16 protein-coding genes are annotated in these 19,259 nt (G+C 65.6%); 10 read left to right on the forward strand and 6 right to left on the reverse strand.

Annotation, left to right across the window (positions count from 1 at the left end; translation table 11 throughout):
* Positions 1-143 precede the first annotated feature (143 nt).
* Positions 144-524 carry a RidA family protein gene (locus tag CAG33_RS15770; RefSeq protein WP_085585588.1) on the reverse strand — a complete coding sequence of 127 codons (381 nt, stop codon included), beginning with the start codon at positions 522-524 and terminating at the stop codon, positions 144-146.
* Positions 525-639: 115 nt separating this feature from the next.
* Positions 640-2,304: a hypothetical protein gene (locus tag CAG33_RS15775; RefSeq protein WP_139833016.1), complete on the reverse strand. Its 1,665-nt coding sequence runs from the start codon at positions 2,302-2,304 to the stop codon at positions 640-642.
* A gap of 181 nt (positions 2,305-2,485) precedes the next feature.
* Between CAG33_RS15775 and CAG33_RS15780 the strand changes: the two genes are divergently transcribed.
* A complete protein-coding gene (locus CAG33_RS15780) occupies positions 2,486-2,914 on the forward strand; it encodes a hypothetical protein (RefSeq protein WP_085639293.1) in 429 nt (142 codons plus the stop codon).
* A gap of 18 nt (positions 2,915-2,932) precedes the next feature.
* Here CAG33_RS15780 and CAG33_RS15785 read toward each other — a convergent pair whose 3' ends face one another.
* Positions 2,933-3,703 carry an AraC family transcriptional regulator gene (locus CAG33_RS15785; RefSeq protein ID WP_085585582.1) on the reverse strand — a complete coding sequence of 257 codons (771 nt, stop codon included), beginning with the start codon at positions 3,701-3,703 and terminating at the stop codon, positions 2,933-2,935.
* 258 nt (positions 3,704-3,961) lie between these two features.
* On the opposite strand from CAG33_RS15785, the gene CAG33_RS15790 reads away from it, so the two are divergent.
* The 5 genes from CAG33_RS15790 (at position 3,962) to CAG33_RS15810 (ending at position 10,448) form a co-directional block, all read left to right on the forward strand.
* Positions 3,962-5,590, forward strand: coding sequence for an APC family permease (locus CAG33_RS15790; protein WP_085639296.1), 1,629 nt, complete (start codon positions 3,962-3,964; stop codon positions 5,588-5,590).
* Between the two features lie 22 nt (positions 5,591-5,612).
* Positions 5,613-6,539, forward strand: coding sequence for a 4-hydroxyproline epimerase (locus CAG33_RS15795; protein ID WP_085639298.1), 927 nt, complete (start codon positions 5,613-5,615; stop codon positions 6,537-6,539).
* Positions 6,540-6,591: 52 nt separating this feature from the next.
* On the forward strand, positions 6,592-7,539 hold the full coding sequence (locus tag CAG33_RS15800) for a dihydrodipicolinate synthase family protein (RefSeq protein WP_085585576.1): 948 nt from the start codon (positions 6,592-6,594) through the stop codon (positions 7,537-7,539).
* 68 nt (positions 7,540-7,607) lie between these two features.
* Complete coding sequence (locus tag CAG33_RS15805) at positions 7,608-9,185, forward strand: aldehyde dehydrogenase (NADP(+)) (RefSeq protein WP_085639301.1); 1,578 nt, start codon at positions 7,608-7,610, stop codon at positions 9,183-9,185.
* Between the two features lie 3 nt (positions 9,186-9,188).
* Positions 9,189-10,448, forward strand: a complete 1,260-nt coding sequence (locus CAG33_RS15810) for an FAD-binding oxidoreductase (protein ID WP_085632877.1) — start codon at positions 9,189-9,191, stop codon at positions 10,446-10,448.
* A gap of 56 nt (positions 10,449-10,504) precedes the next feature.
* On the opposite strand, the gene ycaC is transcribed toward CAG33_RS15810, so the two are convergent.
* Positions 10,505-11,137 (reverse strand): isochorismate family cysteine hydrolase YcaC, encoded by a 633-nt coding sequence (ycaC, locus tag CAG33_RS15815; protein WP_085585570.1) that lies wholly within the window; start codon positions 11,135-11,137, stop codon positions 10,505-10,507.
* Between the two features lie 214 nt (positions 11,138-11,351).
* Here ycaC and CAG33_RS15820 point away from each other — a divergent pair, with 214 nt between their 5' ends.
* Both CAG33_RS15820 and CAG33_RS15825 read left to right on the forward strand, forming a co-directional pair.
* Positions 11,352-12,911, forward strand: coding sequence for a sensor domain-containing diguanylate cyclase (locus CAG33_RS15820; RefSeq protein ID WP_085639304.1), 1,560 nt, complete (start codon positions 11,352-11,354; stop codon positions 12,909-12,911).
* 141 nt (positions 12,912-13,052) lie between these two features.
* Positions 13,053-13,901: a hypothetical protein gene (locus CAG33_RS15825; RefSeq protein ID WP_085639307.1), complete on the forward strand. Its 849-nt coding sequence runs from the start codon at positions 13,053-13,055 to the stop codon at positions 13,899-13,901.
* A gap of 69 nt (positions 13,902-13,970) precedes the next feature.
* Here the strand turns inward: CAG33_RS15825 and CAG33_RS15830 are convergent, their stop codons facing one another.
* The gene (locus CAG33_RS15830; RefSeq protein WP_085639311.1) at positions 13,971-16,175 is read right to left on the reverse strand and encodes an OsmC domain/YcaO domain-containing protein; all 2,205 of its coding nucleotides are present in this window, start codon (positions 16,173-16,175) and stop codon (positions 13,971-13,973) included.
* A 151-nt stretch (positions 16,176-16,326) separates the two neighbouring features.
* Here CAG33_RS15830 and CAG33_RS15835 point away from each other — a divergent pair, with 151 nt between their 5' ends.
* A complete protein-coding gene (locus CAG33_RS15835) occupies positions 16,327-17,226 on the forward strand; it encodes a GyrI-like domain-containing protein (RefSeq protein WP_371857683.1) in 900 nt (299 codons plus the stop codon).
* 521 nt (positions 17,227-17,747) lie between these two features.
* Positions 17,748-18,332 carry a hypothetical protein gene (locus tag CAG33_RS15840; protein WP_085639317.1) on the forward strand — a complete coding sequence of 195 codons (585 nt, stop codon included), beginning with the start codon at positions 17,748-17,750 and terminating at the stop codon, positions 18,330-18,332.
* On the opposite strand, the gene CAG33_RS15845 is transcribed toward CAG33_RS15840, so the two are convergent.
* Positions 18,326-19,219, reverse strand: a complete 894-nt coding sequence (locus CAG33_RS15845; protein WP_085639320.1) for a LysR family transcriptional regulator — start codon at positions 19,217-19,219, stop codon at positions 18,326-18,328. The two genes, CAG33_RS15840 and CAG33_RS15845, sit on opposite strands and share 7 nt — an antisense overlap.
* Between the last annotated feature and the right edge of the window lie 40 nt (positions 19,220-19,259).

Consider the following 19,259-nt stretch of genomic DNA (forward strand, 5'->3'; position numbering starts at 1 on the left):
GCACCGCAGCTCCCACAGGGTTTGGTGGTGTACAGCGATTGCGAACACCTGGGATCACTGTGGGAGCTGGCTTGCCAGCGATGAGGCCGGCATTGCCGACATCATCATTGGCTGACCCGCTCGCTCCCGCCAAGGGATCGGGATCAGGCCTTGGCGGCCATGGCGGTGACTTCCACGCGCATGCCGTCCACGGCCAGGGAGGCCACGCCGACGGCGGCGCGCACCGGCCAAGGCTTGGCGAAGAAGCGCTTGTAGACTTCGTTGAACGCCGCGCGGTCGGCCATGTCGGTGAGGTAGATGGTCAGGTGCAGCACCCGGTCCATCGAGCTGCCGGCCTTCTCCAGCGCCACTTTCAGCGCTTGCAGGGTGCATTCGCTTTGCAGGGTGATGTCGCCCAGCTCAAGGCTGCCGTCGGCGCGGGTCGGGATCTGGGTGGAGACCAGCAGGCCGCCGAAGCCGGCGACGTCGGAGGAAATGGAGTCCGCATCGGGATCGGGGATGAAGGTGATGTCCGCGTTGGCCATGGCTATCTCTTGTCGGTGGATGGAAAAACGGCGGCCAGTGTAAGCCAGATGTCCGCCGTTGCCGACCCCGCGAACACCCGGCAGGCCACCTGCTCACCGCCCCCGCCGAAGCGCCTCAACGATACGGCAACACGTCGAACGCCACGCCGCTGTTGCCCCAGCCGGCCGGCGGTGTCGTCGTCAGGCCGTAGCCATAGGCGGTCTGCGGCTTGCCGTGCTTGTCGGTGAACGGCTTGATGTACTGGTACAGCGGTGCACTGTCCGGCTGCCCGGCGACGAGCCCGAAGAACGGCGCCTGCTCGCGGGTGCCGAACGGGAAGTCGCTGTCCAGGGTGTAGCAGTAGCGCTCAGGATCGTGCGCCTGGTACTGGTAGACCGGCACGTTGCCGGCAGCGGCCACCGTCGGCGCGTAGAACAGCGGAACGGGAAACTGCCAGCCCCCCGAGGGCGGGCACATCCCCAGGCAATCGCCGATGCCGCCTGCCGACGCGTAGTTGTAGCGACGGATCAGCACCTGGTCGTTCAGCCCGAGGATCACCCCGCACAGCCAAGGGTCGATGAAGTCGAGGTAAACGATGTTCGGGCGCCGCCCGTACCTGAGCGTCTTGTCGGCAAGCACCTGGGGCAACCACGGGTTGGCCATGCCGGCCAGCACCTCGGTATCGCGCACCTGCGTGTCCCCGGTCAACGTCCACGACAGCAAGAACAGATAACTGTCCCCCCAACCGCCGTATTTGCCGAGCTTGGCCGTCTGGTCGCCGGCCATGGTCGGGTAATCGGTCTGGTCGGCGTAATGGTCGTAGACCGTCAGATCCCGCCCGATGACCGACGACGGTTTTTCCGTCGTGTCGAAGTACGGCCAGATCCCCTGCGCCTGGTCCCACTCCCCCTCGAACTCGCTGTCGAACACCATGACGATCTTGCCTTTCATCATGCTCAACGGCGTCTGCGCGAGATTGGTTCCCGAGCCCTGTTTCGGGAGCATCAGCCGCATCGACTGGGTCTTCACCACGTCGATGATGCTGTCGATCGTGTCCGTGTAGGTGTGGGAGAACTTGAGGATGACCACTTCCTCATTGCCGCTGGGGCCGGTAAGAAAGGCCTGCACATCCGTGAGGATGTCGCTCAGCAGCGCCCCGTAGGCGCCGTAGCCGGTGTCCCCGTGATAGGTCGACAGGTGGCCGTCGCGCCAGCAGATCCGCAGATCGAAATAGCGCGAACCGGCCTGAAGCTGCTGCAGGGTGGTCAGGCTCTGGGTCTTGGCCCACTCGCCGCCGCCCCCCAACGGATAGTCGTGGGTCACGTACATGCCCGCGTCGTGGCTGCCGGGCATCGTCACGTCGTTGAGCAGGATGCCGGGCTTGCGCTTCTGCAGCGCCCCCATCCAGCCGGAATGGTCGGGCACCGCCACCGTCCGGATGTAGAGGCCGTTGGTGCCGTGGGAGCTGTCGCCCACATCGCCCCCGGTGCTGCGCCACACCTCCAGGCCCTGCGCCGTGCCGGTGTGGGGGATCACGCCGATGTGCCGGGTCTGCGCGCTTTGCTGGTCGTCCGTGAAGCTCAGGGTGGTGCCGTCGGCGAAGGTCAGCCCGACGGTGAAGTTCGCCGGGGCGGCAATCAGCTCGACGTAACCTGTGACCGAATCCTGGTTGGGCAAAGGGCCGTGGATGAACCCCGACGGGTCATTGCCCTTTTCGAAGCCGCTGGCGCCGCTGACCTGCATGGCCGCGATGTCGTGCCCGCTCACGTTCACGAGACACAAGGTTGTTCGTTGGCTCATGGCATCCGTTCCTGTCGGCTGATTGACGATGAAGGATCAACGCTAGCAGGCCTTGGCGAAAACGCACTGGGCCGGCACCGAAGCAGCATCGGCGCTAGACATTCGGTTGGCCTCCGGCACCGCGATCAGGTAAACAGGCATCTGTTTTTGGGAGGGCGAACCCGATCATGGAGAGGCATGGATGAGCGAAGAGATCTTGAAATCGAAACTGGCCAACTTTCTGGTGGCCGATGCCGAAATGGACGCCGACGAAGTCGCCGAGTTCTATGACGACGTCGGCGAAGGCCATGTCGATGTCCTGGCCAGTGTGCTGGACGCGTTCAAGGAGGCGTACGGCGGCCTGTGGGTCGGCGGCAAGGTGGAGGTCACCCAGCGCGCCGTGCGCTTGAGCGCCAACGCCATGAACCGCGCGGTGCAGACCGGCACGATGGACATCGAAGTGCCGATGGCCGCGATCCGCAAGGTCACCGTCGAGGGCGGGTTCGTGACCAAGATCGTGCGCCTCGACACCCCGGCCGGCAGCGTCAAGTTCCGCTGCTTCGGCGCCAAGGAAATCGCCGCGCTGATCGGCAAGATGTCCCTCGCCCTGGCGTTGCGACGCGCCCCTTGATCCGCAAGGCGCCCGCCCTCACGGCGCGGTCGCCTGCCGGTACTGACGGGGCGTGAAGCCGGTCGAGGCCTTGAATTGCCGGGTGAATGCGCTGTGGTCGGTGTAGCCGCACTGCAGCGCGACCTCGGTGATCGGCAGGTCGGTGTGCAGCAGCCGGTGCGCATGTTCAAGCCGCACTTTCTGGATCATCTGCCGGGGCGTGAGGTGGAACACCCGCTTGCAGTAGCGCTCCAGCTGCGCCACTGAAATGCCGGCGATGCGGGTCAGCTCGCCCAGGGTGACCCGTCGGTTGAAATGGGCGCGGATATGCTCGTCCACCGCCGCCAGCCGTTGGAACGCCGGGTGGGTTTCGCTGGCCGACTGCAGGTCCACGGAAATCCCCGCCAGGCCGATGATCGCACCGTCGCGGTCGTACAGCGGCCGCTTGTGGGTCAGGCACCAGCCCGGCTCGCGGCTGCCGTACAGGTGCAGCTCAAGCTGGTCCTCCAGCACCCACCCTTCCTCCAGCACCCGCCGGTCCTGCTCGGTGTAGCCCGGCCCCAGCTGCGCCGGAAACACCTGCGCGCTGGTCTTGCCCAGCAGCGGCTTGAGGTCCTTCAACCCGCAGCGCTGCACCAGCGTGCGGTTGGCCAGGACGTACCGCGCCTCCACGTCCTTGATGAAGATCGCCGCGTTGGGGATCGCATCCAGCATCGGCAACAGCAGCCCCACCCCCGCCAGCAGTTCTTGGAGCGTGCGGGGCCGGTGCGCGTCGTCGCCCTGGCACAGGATCGCGAATGCGTCGTGCATGGTGAGTCTCTCCCTCCGGCGGATGATCCGGCCCGATGCGGTCCAGATGCAATGCGGTTCGGGTGCACTGCAGTCCGGGTGCAGAGTGCAGCAACGCCGACGGCGTGTCGAGGGCTGGTGCGCGGAACCGCGACTGTGCCGATTTCGTCATCGGCGCCTGCACAAAACATCAATCGCGCCGCAGCCGATGGGTTCATTGTTTGGCCGTTCCAATGACGTCACGACTGCCTATCCAATAACTCACAAGAAGGCGATGCCATGTCAGGCCAAGGCAAGTTCAAGAAACAACTCTCATTGATCGACCTCACCTTCATCGGGCTCGGCGCGATCTTCGGTTCGGGCTGGCTGTTCGCGGCCAGCCACGTGTCCGCCATCGCCGGGCCGGCGGGGATCTTCTCCTGGCTGCTGGGCGGGTTCGCCGTGTTGCTGCTGGGCATCGTCTACTGCGAACTGGGCGCGGCCCTGCCCCGGGCCGGCGGCGTGGTGCGTTACCCGGTGTATTCCCACGGGCCGCTGCTCGGTTACCTGATGGGCTTCATCACCCTGATCGCCTTCTCCAGCCTGGTGGCGATCGAAGTGGTGGCGTCGCGGCAATACGCGGCGGCTTGGTTCCCCGGGCTGACCAAGGCCGGCAGCAGCGACCCGACGCTGCTGGGCTGGCTGGTGCAGTTCGGCCTGCTCTGCGTGTTCTTCCTGCTCAACTACCGCAGCGTGAAGACCTTCGCCAAGGCCAACAACCTGGTGAGCGTGTTCAAGTTCATCGTGCCGCTGCTGGTGATCGGCGTGCTGTTCACCTTCTTCAAGCCAGAGAACTTCCAGGTCCAGGGCTTCGCGCCGTTCGGCCTGTCCGGTGTGGAAATGGCGGTCTCCGCCGGCGGGATCATCTTCGCCTACCTCGGCCTGACCCCGATCATTTCGGTGGCCAGCGAGGTGAAGAACCCGCAGCGCACCATTCCGATCGCGCTGATCCTGTCGGTGCTGCTGTCCACCGCCATCTACGTGCTGCTGCAAGTGGCGTTCCTCGGCGGCGTGCCCACCGAAATGCTCGCCAACGGCTGGGCCGGCGTGACCAAGGAATTCGCCCTGCCCTACCGCGACATCGCCCTGGCGCTGGGCGTGGGCTGGCTGGCCTATCTGGTGGTGGCCGACGCGGTGATCTCCCCCAGCGGCTGCGGCAACATCTACATGAACGCCACCCCGCGGGTGATCTACGGCTGGGCGCAGACCGGCACCTTCTTCAAGGTCTTCACCCGCATCGACGCCCAGTCCGGGATTCCGCGCCCGGCGCTGTGGCTGACCTTCGGCCTGTCGGTGTTCTGGACGCTGCCGTTCCCGTCGTGGGAAGCGCTGATCAACGTGGTGTCCGCCGCCCTGGTGCTCAGCTATGCCGTGGCGCCGGTGTCCGTGGCGGCGCTGCGCCGCAACGCGCCGGACCTGCCGCGCCCGTTCCGGGTCAAGCGCATGGGCGTGCTGGGGCCGGTGTCGTTCATCATCGCCGCGCTGATCGTCTACTGGTCGGGCTGGAACACCGTGTCCTGGCTGCTCGGCCTGCAGATCCTGATGTTCGTCGTGTACCTGCTGTGCGGCCGGTTCGTGCCCACCGCCCACCTGAGCCTGGCGCGGCAAGTGCGCTCCTCGGCCTGGCTGATCGCGTTCTACGCCGTGACCCTGGTGCTGTCGAAACTCGGCACCTTCGGCGGCCTGGGCCTGCTTGCCCACCCGTTCGACACCCTCGTCGTAGCCGCCTGCGCCACCGGCATCTACTACTGGGGCGCGGCGACCGGCGTGCCGGCGCACCTGCTGCAGCTGGAGTCCGAGGACGACGAAAGCGAAGCCGCCGCCTCCGACCACGCCACCGCCAAGCCGCGCACCGCCGGCGCCTACTGAAACCACTCAACGGGACACGTCCATGAAACGAGTACACGTCATCGATTCGCACACCGGCGGCGAACCCACGCGCCTGGTGATGAAAGGCTTCCCCGACCTGCCCGGCCGCACCATGGCCGAAAAACGCGACGCCCTGCGCCAGCACCACGACCAATGGCGCCGCGCCTGCCTGCTGGAGCCGCGCGGCAACGACGTGCTGGTCGGCGCCCTGTACTGCGAACCGGTGTCGCCGGAGGCCACCTGCGGCGTGATCTTCTTCAACAACGCCGGTTACCTGGGCATGTGCGGCCACGGCACCATCGGCCTGGTCGCGTCGCTTGTGCACCTGGGCCTGATCGCGGCCGGCGTGCACAAGATCGACACGCCGGTGGGCCCGGTCAGTGCGGTTCTGCACGAGGACGGCGCGGTGACCCTGTACAACGTGCCCGCCTACCGCCACCGCAAACAGGTGCCGGTAGACGTGCCGGGCCATGGCCGCTTCCTCGGCGACATCGCCTGGGGCGGCAACTGGTTCTTCCTTGTCTCCGAGCACGGGCAGACGCTGACCCTGGACAACGCCGAAGCCCTCACCGAGTTCACCTGGGCGATGCTCAAGGCCCTCGAAGCCCAAGGCATCCACGGTGAGGACGGCGCACTGATCGACCATGTCGAACTGTTCGCCGCCGACGCCCAGGCCGACAGCCGCAACTTCGTCATGTGCCCCGGCAAGGCCTACGACCGGTCGCCCTGCGGCACCGGCACCAGCGCCAAGCTCGCGTGCCTGGCCGCCGACGGCAAGCTTGCGCCCGGCCAGCGCTGGGTGCAGGCGAGCGTCACCGGCAGCCGCTTCGAGGGCCGCTACGAATGGGAAGGCGAACGCATTCGCCCCGCCATTACCGGCCGCGCCCACATGACCGCCGACAGCACCCTGCTGATCGACGAAACCGATCCGTTCGCGTGGGGCATCTGAGCCGCCGCGCCGCTTTTCAACCCGATCAATCACTGAACCCTGGAGAACGACCATGAGCGACAACATTTTCACCGGCTGCATGCCCGCCCTGATGACCCCGTGCACCCCACAGCGCAAACCGGACTTCGACGCGCTGGTGGCCAAGGGGCGCGAGCTGATCGACATCGGCATGAGCGCAGTCGTGTACTGCGGCTCCATGGGCGACTGGCCGCTGCTGACCGAAGCCGAGCGCCAGGAAGGCGTGGCGCGCCTGGTGGCCGCCGGTATCCCGACCATCGTCGGCACCGGTGCGGTCAACACCCGCGAGGCCGTGTCCCATGCCGCCCATGCGGCCAAGGTCGGCGCCCAGGGCCTGATGGTGATTCCCCGCGTGCTGTCCCGGGGCGCCTCGGCGACCGCGCAGAAGGCCCACTTCGCCGCCATCCTCAACGCCGCGCCGAAGCTGCCGGCGGTGATCTACAACAGCCCCTACTACGGCTTCGCCACCCGCGCCGACCTGTTCTTCGAACTGCGCCGCGAGCACCCGAACCTGATCGGCTTCAAGGAGTTCGGCGGCGCCGCCGACCTGCGTTACGCCGCCGAACACATCACCTCCAAAGATGACGACGTGACCCTCATGGTCGGCGTCGACACCCAGGTGGTGCACGGCTTCGTCAACTGCAACGCCACCGGCGCCATCACCGGCATCGGCAACGCCCTGCCCCGGGAAGTGCTGCGACTGGTGGCCCTGAGCAAGCAGGCGGCCAAGGGCGACGCCAAGGCCCGTCGCCAGGCGCGCGAGCTGGAATCGGCGCTGGCGGTGCTGTCGTCCTTCGACGAGGGCACCGACCTGGTGCTGTATTACAAGCACCTGATGGTGCTCAACGGCGACAAGGAATACACCCTGCACTTCAACGAGACCGACGCGCTCACCGACGCCCAGCGCCGCTACGCGGAAAACCAGTACGCGCTGTTCCGCCACTGGTACGAAAACTGGTCGGCGGAACAGAACCTCGCCTGACCTGCGCTGCGCGCCCACCCGCCGCAGGCACCTGCGGCGGGCCTCATTCTCTTGACCAGGTACACGCCATGACCCTGACGGGCAAACTGCTGATCGGCCAACACGCCGTCACCGGCCACCGCGAGGCGATCCGAGGGATCGACCCGACCACCGACACCGCGCTGGAGCCGGCCTACCTCGGCGGCGACGCCGAGCAGGTCGCACAGGCCTGCGCCTTGGCCGAGGCCGCTTTCGATCCGTACCGCGAAACGCCCGTTGAACGGCGCGCCGAATTCCTCGACACCATCGCCCTGGAAATCGAAGCGCTCGGCGACGCGCTGATCGACCGCGCCATGGCCGAAACCGGCCTGCCGCGCCCGCGCCTGCTGGGCGAACGCGGCCGCACCTGCCAGCAACTGCGCCTGTTCGCCCGCACGGTGCGGGCCGGCGAATGGCTGGACGTGCGCATCGACCCCGCCCAACCGCAACGCCAGCCCCTGCCCCGCGCCGACCTGCGTCAGCGTCAGGTGCCGGTGGGCCCGGTGGCGGTGTTCGGTGCGAGCAATTTCCCGTTGGCGTTCTCCGTGGCCGGTGGGGACACCGCGTCGGCGCTGGCGGCGGGCTGCCCGGTGGTCGTCAAGGCCCACGGCGCCCATCCCGGCACCAGCGAACTGGTGGGCCGCGCCGTGGCCCGTGCGGTGAAGGCCTGCGGATTGCCGGAGGGGGTGTTTTCGCTGCTCTACGGCTCAGGTCCTGAGGTCGGCATCGCGCTGGTCAGCGACCCGCGCATCAAAGCCGTCGGCTTCACCGGCTCGCGCAGCGGCGGGCTCGCCCTGTGCCAGGCCGCCCAGGCGCGCCCGGAGCCGATCCCGGTGTACGCGGAAATGAGCTCGATCAACCCGGTGCTGCTGTTTCCGGCGGCACTGCGCAACCGGGGCGAGGCCCTGGCCCAAGGCTTCGTGGCGTCGCTGACCCTGGGCGCCGGCCAGTTCTGCACCAACCCCGGCCTGGTGATCGCCCTCAAGGGGCCGGCGCTGGACGCCTTCGTCGCCAGCGCCGCCGAGCACCTTCAACGCAGCGCCGCCCAGACCATGCTCACGCCGGGCATCTTCAGTGCATTCGAGGCCAGCGTGAACGCCTTGGCCGAACACCCGCACGCGCGCATCGCCGCCGTCGGCCAACGCGCCACCGGGCCGAACCAGGGCCAGGCGCACCTGTTCGTGACCGACGCCGCCGATTTCCTCGCCGACCGCCGCTTGCAGGCCGAAGCGTTCGGCGCCGCTTCGCTGGTCGTGCAGTGCGAGGACTTCGACGAGATCCGCCGGGTCACCGAGCACCTGGAAGGTCAACTCACCGCCACCCTACACCTGGACGACGACGATCTGGATCAGGCCCGCGCCCTGCTGCCGACCCTGGAGCGCAAGGCCGGACGCTTGCTGGTCAACGGCTGGCCCACCGGCGTCGAAGTCTGCGACGCGATGGTGCACGGCGGCCCGTTCCCGGCCACCTCCGACCCACGCAGCACTTCCGTCGGCACGGCGGCGATCCAGCGTTTCCTGCGCCCGGTCTGCTACCAGGACTTCCCGGACGCGCTGTTGCCGCAAGCGCTGCGCCAGGCCAATCCGCTGGGCCTGCGCCGGCTGTTCGACGGCCAAAGGGAAGCCTAGGCCATGACCGACGACACGCACGACATCGCCGTGGTCGGCGCCGGCATCATCGGCGTGGCCTGTGCGCTGCGCCTGGCGCGGCAAGGCCTGCGGGTGGCGGTGATCGACCGGCAGGCGCCCGGCCACGGCGCCTCGTTCGGCAACGCCGGGCACCTGGCGACCGAGCAGGTGTTCCCGATCGCCGACCTGTCGATCCTCAAGCGCCTGCCGGCCATGCTCATGGATCCCATGGGCCCGCTGCGCCTGGACTGGAAATACCTGCCCCGGGCCCTGCCCTGGTTCACCCGCCTGCTGCTGAACCTGCGCCCGGCGCCGTTTCGCCACACCGTTGCGGCTTTGCGGGCGCTGAATGAACATTCGCTCGACGCCTGGCACCGGTTGCTCGGTGACATCCAGCGCCCCGACCTGCTGAAGGTGGACGGCTCGCTGTTGGTGTTCGAACGGCCCGAGTCCCGTGCGGCCATCGAAGCGCTTCAGGCACGCCTGCGCCAGCAACAGGTGCCGGTGGACCTTTGGCAGGCCGGTGCGGTGCAAGACGTCGCGCCGCAGCTCAGCCCGCACATTCAGGGCGGGCTGTTCTTTCCCGCCACCGGGCATTTCCTCGACCCTTACCGGGTCGTGCGCGAACTGGTCGACGCCGCGAAATCCAGCGGCGTACAGTTCCTGACGCGGCAAGTACAGGGCGGCCGGCTGAGCGGCCAAGGCGTCGCGCTGACGACCGACGCCGGCGCGCTGCACGCCCGCCGCGTGCTGATCGCCTGCGGCGCCCACTCGGCAGCGCTCACCACTGCGTTGACCGGCCAACGGGTGCCGCTGGACACCGAACGCGGCTATCACCTGATGCTGCCCCAGGAACACGCACGCCTGCCCTTCCCGGTGACCTCCCTGGAACGCAAGTTCATCATGACGCCGATGGCCGAAGGCTTGCGGCTGGCCGGCACCGTCGAGTTCGCAGGCCTTGAGCGCCCGCCGACGATGGCCCGCGCCTGGCAGTTGCACCGCTTGAGCGACGGCCTGTTCCGCACCCCGCTGAACGCCGACGCCGCCACCCCCTGGATGGGCTTTCGCCCCTCGCTGCCGGACTCCCTGCCGATCATCGACCAGGCCTGCGACGGCAAGGTGCTGCTCGCGTTCGGCCACCAGCACCTGGGGCTCACCCAGGCAGCGGTGACGGCGGAACTGGTGGTGCGAATGGCGTCTGCGCTGACGACCCAGAGCGGGCAACTGCCGGATCTGGCGCCGTATCGGTTGAGCCGGTTCTGAAACAACAAAAGGCCTGCTTTCACAAGCAGGCCTTTTGTTTCAGTGGTCGGGTTCGATCAACCCTGACGCGCCGACAGCGCCGCGTAGCTGTTCATCAGGTTGCGGTAGTTCGGGATGCGTTGGGACAACAGGTTGCCCAGCCCTTCGATGTCGTTGCGCCAGTCGCGGTGCAGTTCGCAAGCCACCGAGAACCAGTTCATCAGTTGCGCGCCGGCCGCCGACATGCGGGCCCAGGCCGCTTGCTGCACCGTGGTGTTGAAGGTGCCGGAGGCATCGGTCACCACGAACACTTCAAAGCCTTCGGCCAGCGCCGACAGGGTCGGGAACGCCACGCACACATCGGTCACGACGCCGGCGATGATGATCTGCTTGCGGCCGGTGGCCTTGATCGCCTTGACGAAGTCTTCGTTGTCCCAGGCGTTGATCTGGCCCGGACGGGCGATGTACGGCGCGTCGGGGAACATCTCTTTGAGTTCCGGCACCAGCGGGCCGTTGGGGCCTTGCTCGAAGCTGGTGGTGAGCACGGTCGGCAGGTCGAAGAACTTGGCGAGGTCGGCCAGGGCCAGCACGTTGTTCTTGAACTCGTTCGGCGAGAAGTCCTGCACCAGCGAAATCAGGCCGGTCTGGTGATCCACCAGCAGTACGATGGCGTCGTCTTTGTTGAGGCGGTTGTAGGTGTAAGCGGTCATGGGTGGAGCTCCTTTTTCATTGTTGAAGTGCGTTGCGTTCAAGATGTGCACAGATTAATGAGTCACCCTCAGGTGATAAATCGGCTGAAACGCGTTTCACCGTCAACTCAAAAAGGACAATCCAATGACAACCTCAAGACCGGCCCGACCTTGGCGCCGATCCTTGTCATAATGGCCCCCTGCAATACGTCCAGAATGCCCCAAGGAGATGTTGATGCTCGGACGCAACCGGCCAGAGCTGACAACAGACCACGCCGCACCGCCCCCTTCCCGCCACGCCAAAGCCGGATCGACCCTGCGCCTGACCGTCAGCTTCATGTTGGTGGTGGTCATCGCTTTTGTGGCGGTCGAGAGCTGGCGCACCTGGCGCGACTACCGGGCGGCGTTCGCCTCTGCCCGCGATTCGGTCACCAACCTGGCCCGCGCCACCGCGCAGCACGCCGAAGACACCATCCGCCAAGTCGACGTGCTCACCGCCGGGCTGTGCGAGCGGGTCGAGGGCGACGGCCTGCAGAACATGGATGTGAAGCGCATCCACAACCTGTTGGTGCAACAATCGAAAATCATGCCGCAGCTGCATGGCCTGTTCATCTACGGCCCCGACGGGCAATGGATCGTGACCGACAAGGAGGTCACGCCGGAGATGGCCAACAACGCAGACCGCGACTACTTCCAGTACCACCGCACCCACGAGGATCGGCAGGTGCGCATCGGCCAGGTGGTGGAAAGCCGCTCCACCCATGACCTGATCATTCCCATCTCGCGCCGCCTGAACAATCCCGACGGCTCGTTCGCCGGCGTGCTGCTGGGGACGGTGAAGGTCAGCTATTTCGTCGACTACTACGGCGACTTCAGGATCGACGACAAGGGCGCGCTGGTGCTGGCCCTGCGCGACGGCACCATCCTCGTGCGGCGCCCGTTCATCGCCCAGGTGGTGGGCAAGAGCCTGGCCGGCAGCGAGATTTTCAGGACCTACCTGCCCAGCGCCAACACCGGCACCGCGCAGATCAAGGCCGTGGTCGACGACACCGAACGCCTCTACGGCTACCGCGCCCTGACCACCTATCCGCTGGTGGTGGAGGCCGGCCTGTCCCGGGATTCGATCATCGCGCCTTGGCGCCGGGATCTGTTGAAGAACGGCCTGGTGCTGGTGTTCCTGATCGGGGTGCTGTCCACGTTCGGACTCATCGTGCTGAACCAGTTGCGCCAGCGCATGGCCATGGAGCGTGAGATCCGCCAGGCCCACCAGACCATGCGCGACATCGCGCTGACCGACAGCCTCACGGGCCTGGGCAACCGCCGCCGGCTGGACGCGGCGCTGGCCGACGAGATCCGCCTGGCCCGCCGCCAGGGTTCGGCGCTGTCGCTGATCATGCTCGATGTCGATCACTTCAAACGCTACAACGACCGCTACGGCCATGCCGCCGGCGACGACTGCCTGCACGCCGTCGGCCAGGCGATCCGGTTGGCGGTCAAACGCCCCGGCGACCTGGCCGTGCGCTACGGCGGCGAAGAGTTCACCGTGCTGCTGCCCAACACCGACGGCGCCGGGGCCATCGAGGTGGCCGGGCAGATCCTGCAGGCCATCCGCGCCTTGCGGCTTGAGCACAGCGGGCATCCGCTGGGCTATGTCACGGCCAGCGCCGGAATCGCCACCGGCCATCCGGTCACCGACGACGTCACGCCGGCCAGCTTGCTCAAGGCGGCGGACACCTGCCTGTATCAGGCCAAGCAACAAGGCCGCAACCGCTGGTGTTGTGCGCCCCCGGCATGATCGGCCGGCAGCCCGAGCGCTGGCGAAGGGAGCCGAATCAGGCCTGACCCACCTGTCAACTCTGACAGTTATGCGCTGTTGGTTTCGTTGCTACGTTACGGACTCACGGATCACCCCGTGAGCCTCTACAGGGAGCCAGCCATGAACAACAGCATGAAAGCTTCGATCAGCTACTACCAAGAGACCTTCGTCGGCCAAGACGATTTCGAGATTCGCCGGGTCGGCAACCGCTATGTCGTGCAGGCAAGTCAGGCCTTGCCGAACGGTGAAAAGCACTCCATTGCCTTCTGGGTTCCCGTGGACATTCCGGGCGACGGTTCGTCTGTGACGCTGTCCTTGGTGCCCGACCCCATGCAGCTTGGTCAAGCCCGTGGCGAGTACATAAGGTATTCATCAGGAAACGGTCTCGTCCTGGCTTCCCGTTCCGGAACGCTGACCTTGAAGCTGGACATGCAAACGCAACGGATGGAGGGCGATTTCCAGTTCGAGGCCCGGCTCGGCGACACCACCGTCCATATCAGTGCAGGCAGCTTCGACATCACAGGCATCACCGGTGGCGTCGTAGACACAACCGGCAGCGGCACGTTCACGGCCTCCAGTGAATGGGGCGATTTCCGTGCCGATCAGCTGAGCGTTCAGCTGACGCCAGAGGGCTCAACGCTCCGTGTATGGGAAGTCATCGGCCGCATGACCGTGGAGGACGGGGTGCCGCCGAAAAAAGCTCAGATCGGCGTTTTCTTCAAGGACGACACGAACCTCGGCACCCACGACCTGAGGAACAACCCAAATGTCTGGATACACTACTCCAGACCGTACGAAGGTGCTTTTTTCGCGGAGGCCGGCACTCTCACCCTTACCGCCCTTCCTGTAACGGGGCACACCAAGGGAACATTCGCAGCGGATTTCCTTGAGAATGGCAAGAGCGTAAAAGTGACCGGCCAATTCGATATCCTGAGTGCGGTCGGGAAGAACCACCGTCATCACCGGTGAGTCTGAAGCGGCCGCTCCAGGCGCGTCCCCCACAACGAAGCACCCCTAGGTGCCTCGTTGTGGTCGCGATCAGCGGGCCACGCCCGCCACCGCCGCCCGCGCCGCATGCAGCTTCTTGTAGCTGTCGATCAGCCGCAGGTGCCGGTCGAGCCCTTCGAGCTTCATGCTCGTCGGCGTCAGGCCGTAGAAGCGCACGCTGCCGTCCACCGAACCGATCACCGCGTCCATCCGCTCGTTGCCGAACATCCGGCGCAGGTTGGTCTCGTAGTCGGCCAGTTCCAGCTCGTCGTCCAGGTGCACTTCCAGCACCGCGTTCAGCGCCTGGTAGAACAGCCCGCGCTCGACCGTGTTGTCGTTGTACTGCAAGAAGGCCTCCACCAACTCCTTGGCCTGTTCGAAGCGCTGCAGTGCCAGGTGGATCAGCAGCTTGAGCTCCAGGATCGTCAACTGGCCCCACACCGTGTTGTCGTCGAACTCGATGCCGATCAGGGTGGTGATGTCGGTGTAGTCGTCCAGTTCGCTGTTGTCCAGACGCTTGCCCAGCACCCGCAGGCTGCGGTTGTCGAGGCTGTGCAGGTTGAGGATGTCTTCGCGGAACAGCAGGGCCTTGTTGGTGTTGTCCCAGATCAGGTCCTCCACCGGGTAGATCTCCGAGTAGTCCGGCACCAGGATCCGGCAGGCCTGCGCGCCGAGGTGGTCGTACACCGCCATGTACACCTCTTTGCCCAGGTCTTCGAGGATGCCGAACAGGGTCGCGGCCTCCTGGGCGTTGGAGTCCTCGCCGTGGCCGGAGAAGTCCCACTCGACGAACTCGTGATCGGCCTTGGCGCTGAAGAAGCGCCACGACACCACGCCGCTGGAGTCGATGAAGTGCTCGACGAAGTTGTTCGGCTCGGTCAGCGCATGGCTCTCGAAGGTCGGCGCCGGCAGGTCGTTCAGGCCTTCGAAGCTGCGGCCCTGCAACAGCTCGGTGAGGCTGCGCTCAAGCGCCACTTCGAAGCTCGGGTGGGCACCGAACGAGGCGAACACGCCACCGGTGCGCGGGTTCATCAGGGTGACGCACATCACCGGGAACTCGCCGCCCAGCGACGCGTCCTTGACCAGCACCGGGAAGCCCTGGGCCTCAAGCCCTTCGATGCCGGCAACGATGCCGGGGTATTTGGCCAGCACTTCCTGCGGCACGTCCGGCAGCGCCAGTTCGTTTTCCAGGATCTCGCGCTTCACCGCCCGCTCGAAGATCTCCGACAGGCACTGCACCTGCGCCTCGACCAGGGTGTTGCCGGCGCTCATGCCGTTGCTCAGGTACAGGTTCTCGATCAGGTTGGACGGGAAGTACACCGTCTCGCCGTCGGACTGGCGCACGAACGGCAGCGAGCAGATGCCGCGCTGGGTGTTGCCGGAGTTGGTGTCGTACAGGTGCGAGCCGCGCAGCTCGCCGTCCGGGTTGTAGATCTCCAGGCAGTATTCGTCGAGGATCTCGCTCGGCAACTCGTCTTTCGGGCCCGGCTTGAACCAGCGCTCGTCCGGGTAATGCACGAACGGCGCGTTGGCGATCTCTTCGCCCCAGAACTGGTCGTTGTAGAAGAAGTTGCAGTTGAGCCGCTCGATGAACTCGCCCAGCGCCGAGGCCAACGCGCTTTCCTTGGTCGCGCCCTTGCCGTTGGTGAAGCACATCGGCGACTGCGCGTCGCGGATGTGCAGCGACCACACGTTGGGCACGATGTTGCGCCACGAGGCGATCTCGATCTTCATGCCGAGGTCGGCCAGGATGCCGGACATGTTGGCGATGGTCTGCTCCAGCGGCAGGTCCTTGCCCATGATGTACGTGCCCTCGCCCGAGCCCGCACTCGGCATCAGCAGCGCCTGGGCGTCGGCGTCGAGGTTTTCCACTTCCTCGATCACGAACTCGGGGCCGGTCTGCACCACCTTCTTCACGGTGCAGCGGTCGATGGAGCGCAGGATGCCCTGACGGTCCTTGGCGCTGATGTCCGCCGGCAACTCGACCTGGATCTTGAAGATCTGGTTGTAGCGGTTCTCCGGATCAACGATGTTGTTCTGCGACAGACGGATGTTTTCGGTGGGAATATTGCGGGTCTCGCAATACAGCTTCACGAAGTAGGCCGCGCACAACGCCGACGACGCCAGGAAATAGTCGAACGGCCCCGGGGCCGAACCGTCGCCCTTGTAGCGGATGGGCTGATCGGCGATCACCGTGAAGTCGTCGAACTTGGCTTCAAGCCGAAGGTTGTCGAGAAAGTTGACCTTGATTTCCATGCGGGGTTACCAGAATAGCGGGCTGTACGAATTGGCCGCCATTATCCGGCTTTTGCGCCGGAAGTCTTGTGCGAATGTCATTCGGTCGCCGGACGGAACCCCGCGTTGAGCAAACGCGGCTAGGCGCGGGCCTGCCGCCCTCACCGATGCTATGGCCGACCGCAACCCAGGAGCCTTGCCCGTGGCAGACACGCCGACCCGAACCGCCTACGCGAAACGCTTCAACGCCGTGCTCGCCTACATCGACGCCAACCTCGAAGGCGACTTGTCGGTGAAGGCGCTGAGCCGGGTGGCGAACTTCTCCGAGTTCCACTTCCACCGGCAGTTCTCGGCGTTCACCGGTGTGCCCGTCTCGCGCTATGTGCAGCTGATGCGCCTGCGTCGGGCGGCGCACAACCTGACCGCCCGCCCCGGCCACACAGTGCTGGAGGCGGCGTTCGACGCCGGGTTCGAAAGCCCCGAAGCGTTTTCCAGGGCGTTCCGGCGGGCGTTCGGCAACTCGCCCGCCGCCTTCGCCAAGGCGCCGGACTGGAAGCACTGGCACGCGGTCTTTGCCATCCCTCACTTCTCAAGGAACATCGCCATGCAAGTCAACATCGTCGAATGCCCCCCGATCCGCGTCGCCGCCCTCGAACACCGCGGCGCACCGGGCCGGCTCAACGCCAGCGTGCAACGCTTCATCCAGTGGCGCCAGCAGAGCGGCCAGTCGCCTGTCGCATCCAGCCGCACCTTCGGCATCCCCTATGGCAACCCCGACACCATTGCGCCGGAAGATTTCCGCTTCGACATCTGCGGCGAAATCCACGAAGCCGTGGCGCCGAACGACGCCGGCGTGCGCGACCTCGTCATCCCCGCCGGCCGCTGCGCGGTGGTGCGGCACGTGGGCTCGACCGATCACGTGGGCGAAACCATCTACCCGGTCTACCGCGACTGGCTGCCGGGCAGCGGTGAGGAACTGCGTGATGCGCCGTTGTTCTTCGAGTACCTGAGCGTGGGGACGGACGTGCCGCAGGCGCAGTGGCAGACGGATGTGTATGTGCCATTGCGATAGGCGTGACCGCGTTCATTGCCATACCCCGACGCAGGTGCGCATAGACACCTGCGTCGGCTCCGAACGTTGGGGGCATCACGATTAAGCGCCTTTTTTGCCACGCCCCAGAAATTTGTTGAAGTTCCACTAGACTCACGTCAACCACCCGCCCCACTGACGTTCACAGACAATATTCACGCGCTTGCTCAAGGCACAACTTCCAATGAGTACATGCCGATGAAAACGAGTATTTACGCATTAATACTTTCGGGCAGTGTCAGTATGTTTCTTGGCGACCTGGCACTGGCAGAGGACTGCACACAGGTATGCGACGCCAATGGCTGCACCACGGAATGTTCATCGCAGGCACCTTCCATCACCCCTCCTTCCGATCCAACCCCCCTACAGGTAGGGAACGTTGGAGATTCCTGCGCACTGGCGCACAACGGTGTCTGTGACGATCGATCCTATTCGTCCATGAACAGCGGCAACTGTCCGACCGGAACAGACCAAAGCGACTGCAACTGAGCAAGGAGGGAACAATGCAGAACAAGATCCTGACCTTCTTGTTTATTGCGTTGACCATTGTTCTGCCGAGCGGCGTCGTGAGCGCGGAGGAACCCGTCGCAGTACCGGCGACAGCGCCGACGGCCGAGCAACTCATCATCAAGAAAATGAGGGACGAAATCATCGATCTGCGCAAGGAACTGGCCATTCGCGACACGGAAGCCAACAAGGCGCAGGTCGAATACACAAAGAAGTACTACAGCTATCTGTCGGACAAGACGGACATCTACATCGATCAGTTCAGATGGCAGCGCTCAGCGTCTGAGCGACTGCTTTGGCTGGTGGTCACGGTAGTCATCTCCGGCATCATCTTTTCGGGCGTGCAACTGTGGCGCGCTTCCAGCATCAAGGACCTGGGGGGCGAGTCCACGATAGAAATCGAGGCCAGCAAGATCAAGGTCACGTCTTCGGTCGTCGGACTGGCGGTTCTCATCATCTCCATCGTGTTTTTTTACTTTTTCCTCACAGAGGTCTACACGGTAAAAATCGTCGACATGACCAGCGCCGAAACAAAACCGCAACTGCCGGTGCAGAACGCCAGACAGGCCGCCGGTCAGTGATCCGCCAGAAAACGTGACATCGCCTGCGCCAACGCATCGAACACCAGCGCGATGCGGCGCACCCGCCGCAGGTCGTGGTGCATGGCCATCCAGATGTCCACCCGGAAATCCACCGACTGCGGCAACACCCGCATCAGCCCGTGCCGCCGCGCCAACTGGCTGGAACAGACGCCGATGCCGAGCCCGGCCCTGAGCGCCGCAAACTGCGCCAGGTGATTGTCCGTGCGCAACACCGTGCGGTCCGTGGCGCAGTGAAAGCCTTGCTCCTGCAGAAACACCACTTCCGTCAGATTGCGGTCGGGGCCGATCAACGGGTACTCGCTCAACTCGTCCACACTGCGGGGCGCGCCCTTCTGCCCGAGCAGATCCGCCGTGGCGTACAGACCGATACGCAAGTCCCCCACATGGCGGGCGACGACGGCCGCCTCCGTCGGACGCCGGATGCGCACCGCCACATCGGCCTCCTGCAAGGCCAGGTCTTCCAGGCGGTTCGACACGCTGAGCTCGACCGTCAATTGCGGCTGGGCCGAGCGGATTTCGCGCAGCATGGGCGGCAACACTTCCACGCCAAGCAGTTGGCTGCTGGTGACACGCACCGTCCCGCCCGGCACGCTGGCCTGCGCGGACGCGGCGCGGGTAAAGGCCTCGGCCGCCATCGCCATGGATTCGGCATGGCCGATCAGTTCCCGGGCGGTGTCGGTGGGCATCAGCCCCGCCGGCGAACGCACGAACAGGCTCATCCCCACGCTCTGCTCAAGCGCATCGATGCGCCGCCGCGCGGTGGCCTGGGCGATGCCCAGCGCACGGGCGGCGGCGGACAGGCTGCCGGTACGCAGGACGGCCAGGAAGACGCGCTGGGTTTCCCATTGGAGCTGAGGGGCGTTCATACATTTCCTATGAGTGGCTGGGCAAGTTTGATCAATTCTA

The sequence above is a fragment of the Pseudomonas sp. B3(2017) genome (assembly GCF_002113595.1).
Lineage (GTDB): Bacteria > Pseudomonadota > Gammaproteobacteria > Pseudomonadales > Pseudomonadaceae > Aquipseudomonas > Aquipseudomonas ekonensis.

Excerpts from the sequence above, each read along its gene's own strand:
- CAG33_RS15770 (WP_085585588.1), bottom strand. The coding sequence starts at position 524 with ATGGCCAACGCGGACATCACCTTCATCCCCGATCCCGATGCGGACTCC.
- CAG33_RS15775 (WP_139833016.1), bottom strand. The coding sequence starts at position 2,304 with ATGAGCCAACGAACAACCTTGTGTCTCGTGAACGTGAGCGGGCACGAC.
- CAG33_RS15780 (WP_085639293.1), top strand. The coding sequence starts at position 2,486 with ATGAGCGAAGAGATCTTGAAATCGAAACTGGCCAACTTTCTGGTGGCC.
- CAG33_RS15785 (WP_085585582.1), bottom strand. The coding sequence starts at position 3,703 with ATGCACGACGCATTCGCGATCCTGTGCCAGGGCGACGACGCGCACCGG.
- CAG33_RS15790 (WP_085639296.1), top strand. The coding sequence starts at position 3,962 with ATGTCAGGCCAAGGCAAGTTCAAGAAACAACTCTCATTGATCGACCTC.
- CAG33_RS15795 (WP_085639298.1), top strand. The coding sequence starts at position 5,613 with ATGAAACGAGTACACGTCATCGATTCGCACACCGGCGGCGAACCCACG.
- CAG33_RS15800 (WP_085585576.1), top strand. The coding sequence starts at position 6,592 with ATGAGCGACAACATTTTCACCGGCTGCATGCCCGCCCTGATGACCCCG.
- CAG33_RS15805 (WP_085639301.1), top strand. The coding sequence starts at position 7,608 with ATGACCCTGACGGGCAAACTGCTGATCGGCCAACACGCCGTCACCGGC.
- CAG33_RS15810 (WP_085632877.1), top strand. The coding sequence starts at position 9,189 with ATGACCGACGACACGCACGACATCGCCGTGGTCGGCGCCGGCATCATC.
- ycaC (WP_085585570.1), bottom strand. The coding sequence starts at position 11,137 with ATGACCGCTTACACCTACAACCGCCTCAACAAAGACGACGCCATCGTA.
- CAG33_RS15820 (WP_085639304.1), top strand. The coding sequence starts at position 11,352 with ATGCTCGGACGCAACCGGCCAGAGCTGACAACAGACCACGCCGCACCG.
- CAG33_RS15825 (WP_085639307.1), top strand. The coding sequence starts at position 13,053 with ATGAACAACAGCATGAAAGCTTCGATCAGCTACTACCAAGAGACCTTC.
- CAG33_RS15830 (WP_085639311.1), bottom strand. The coding sequence starts at position 16,175 with ATGGAAATCAAGGTCAACTTTCTCGACAACCTTCGGCTTGAAGCCAAG.
- CAG33_RS15835 (WP_371857683.1), top strand. The coding sequence starts at position 16,327 with ATGGCCGACCGCAACCCAGGAGCCTTGCCCGTGGCAGACACGCCGACC.
- CAG33_RS15840 (WP_085639317.1), top strand. The coding sequence starts at position 17,748 with ATGCAGAACAAGATCCTGACCTTCTTGTTTATTGCGTTGACCATTGTT.
- CAG33_RS15845 (WP_085639320.1), bottom strand. The coding sequence starts at position 19,219 with ATGAACGCCCCTCAGCTCCAATGGGAAACCCAGCGCGTCTTCCTGGCC.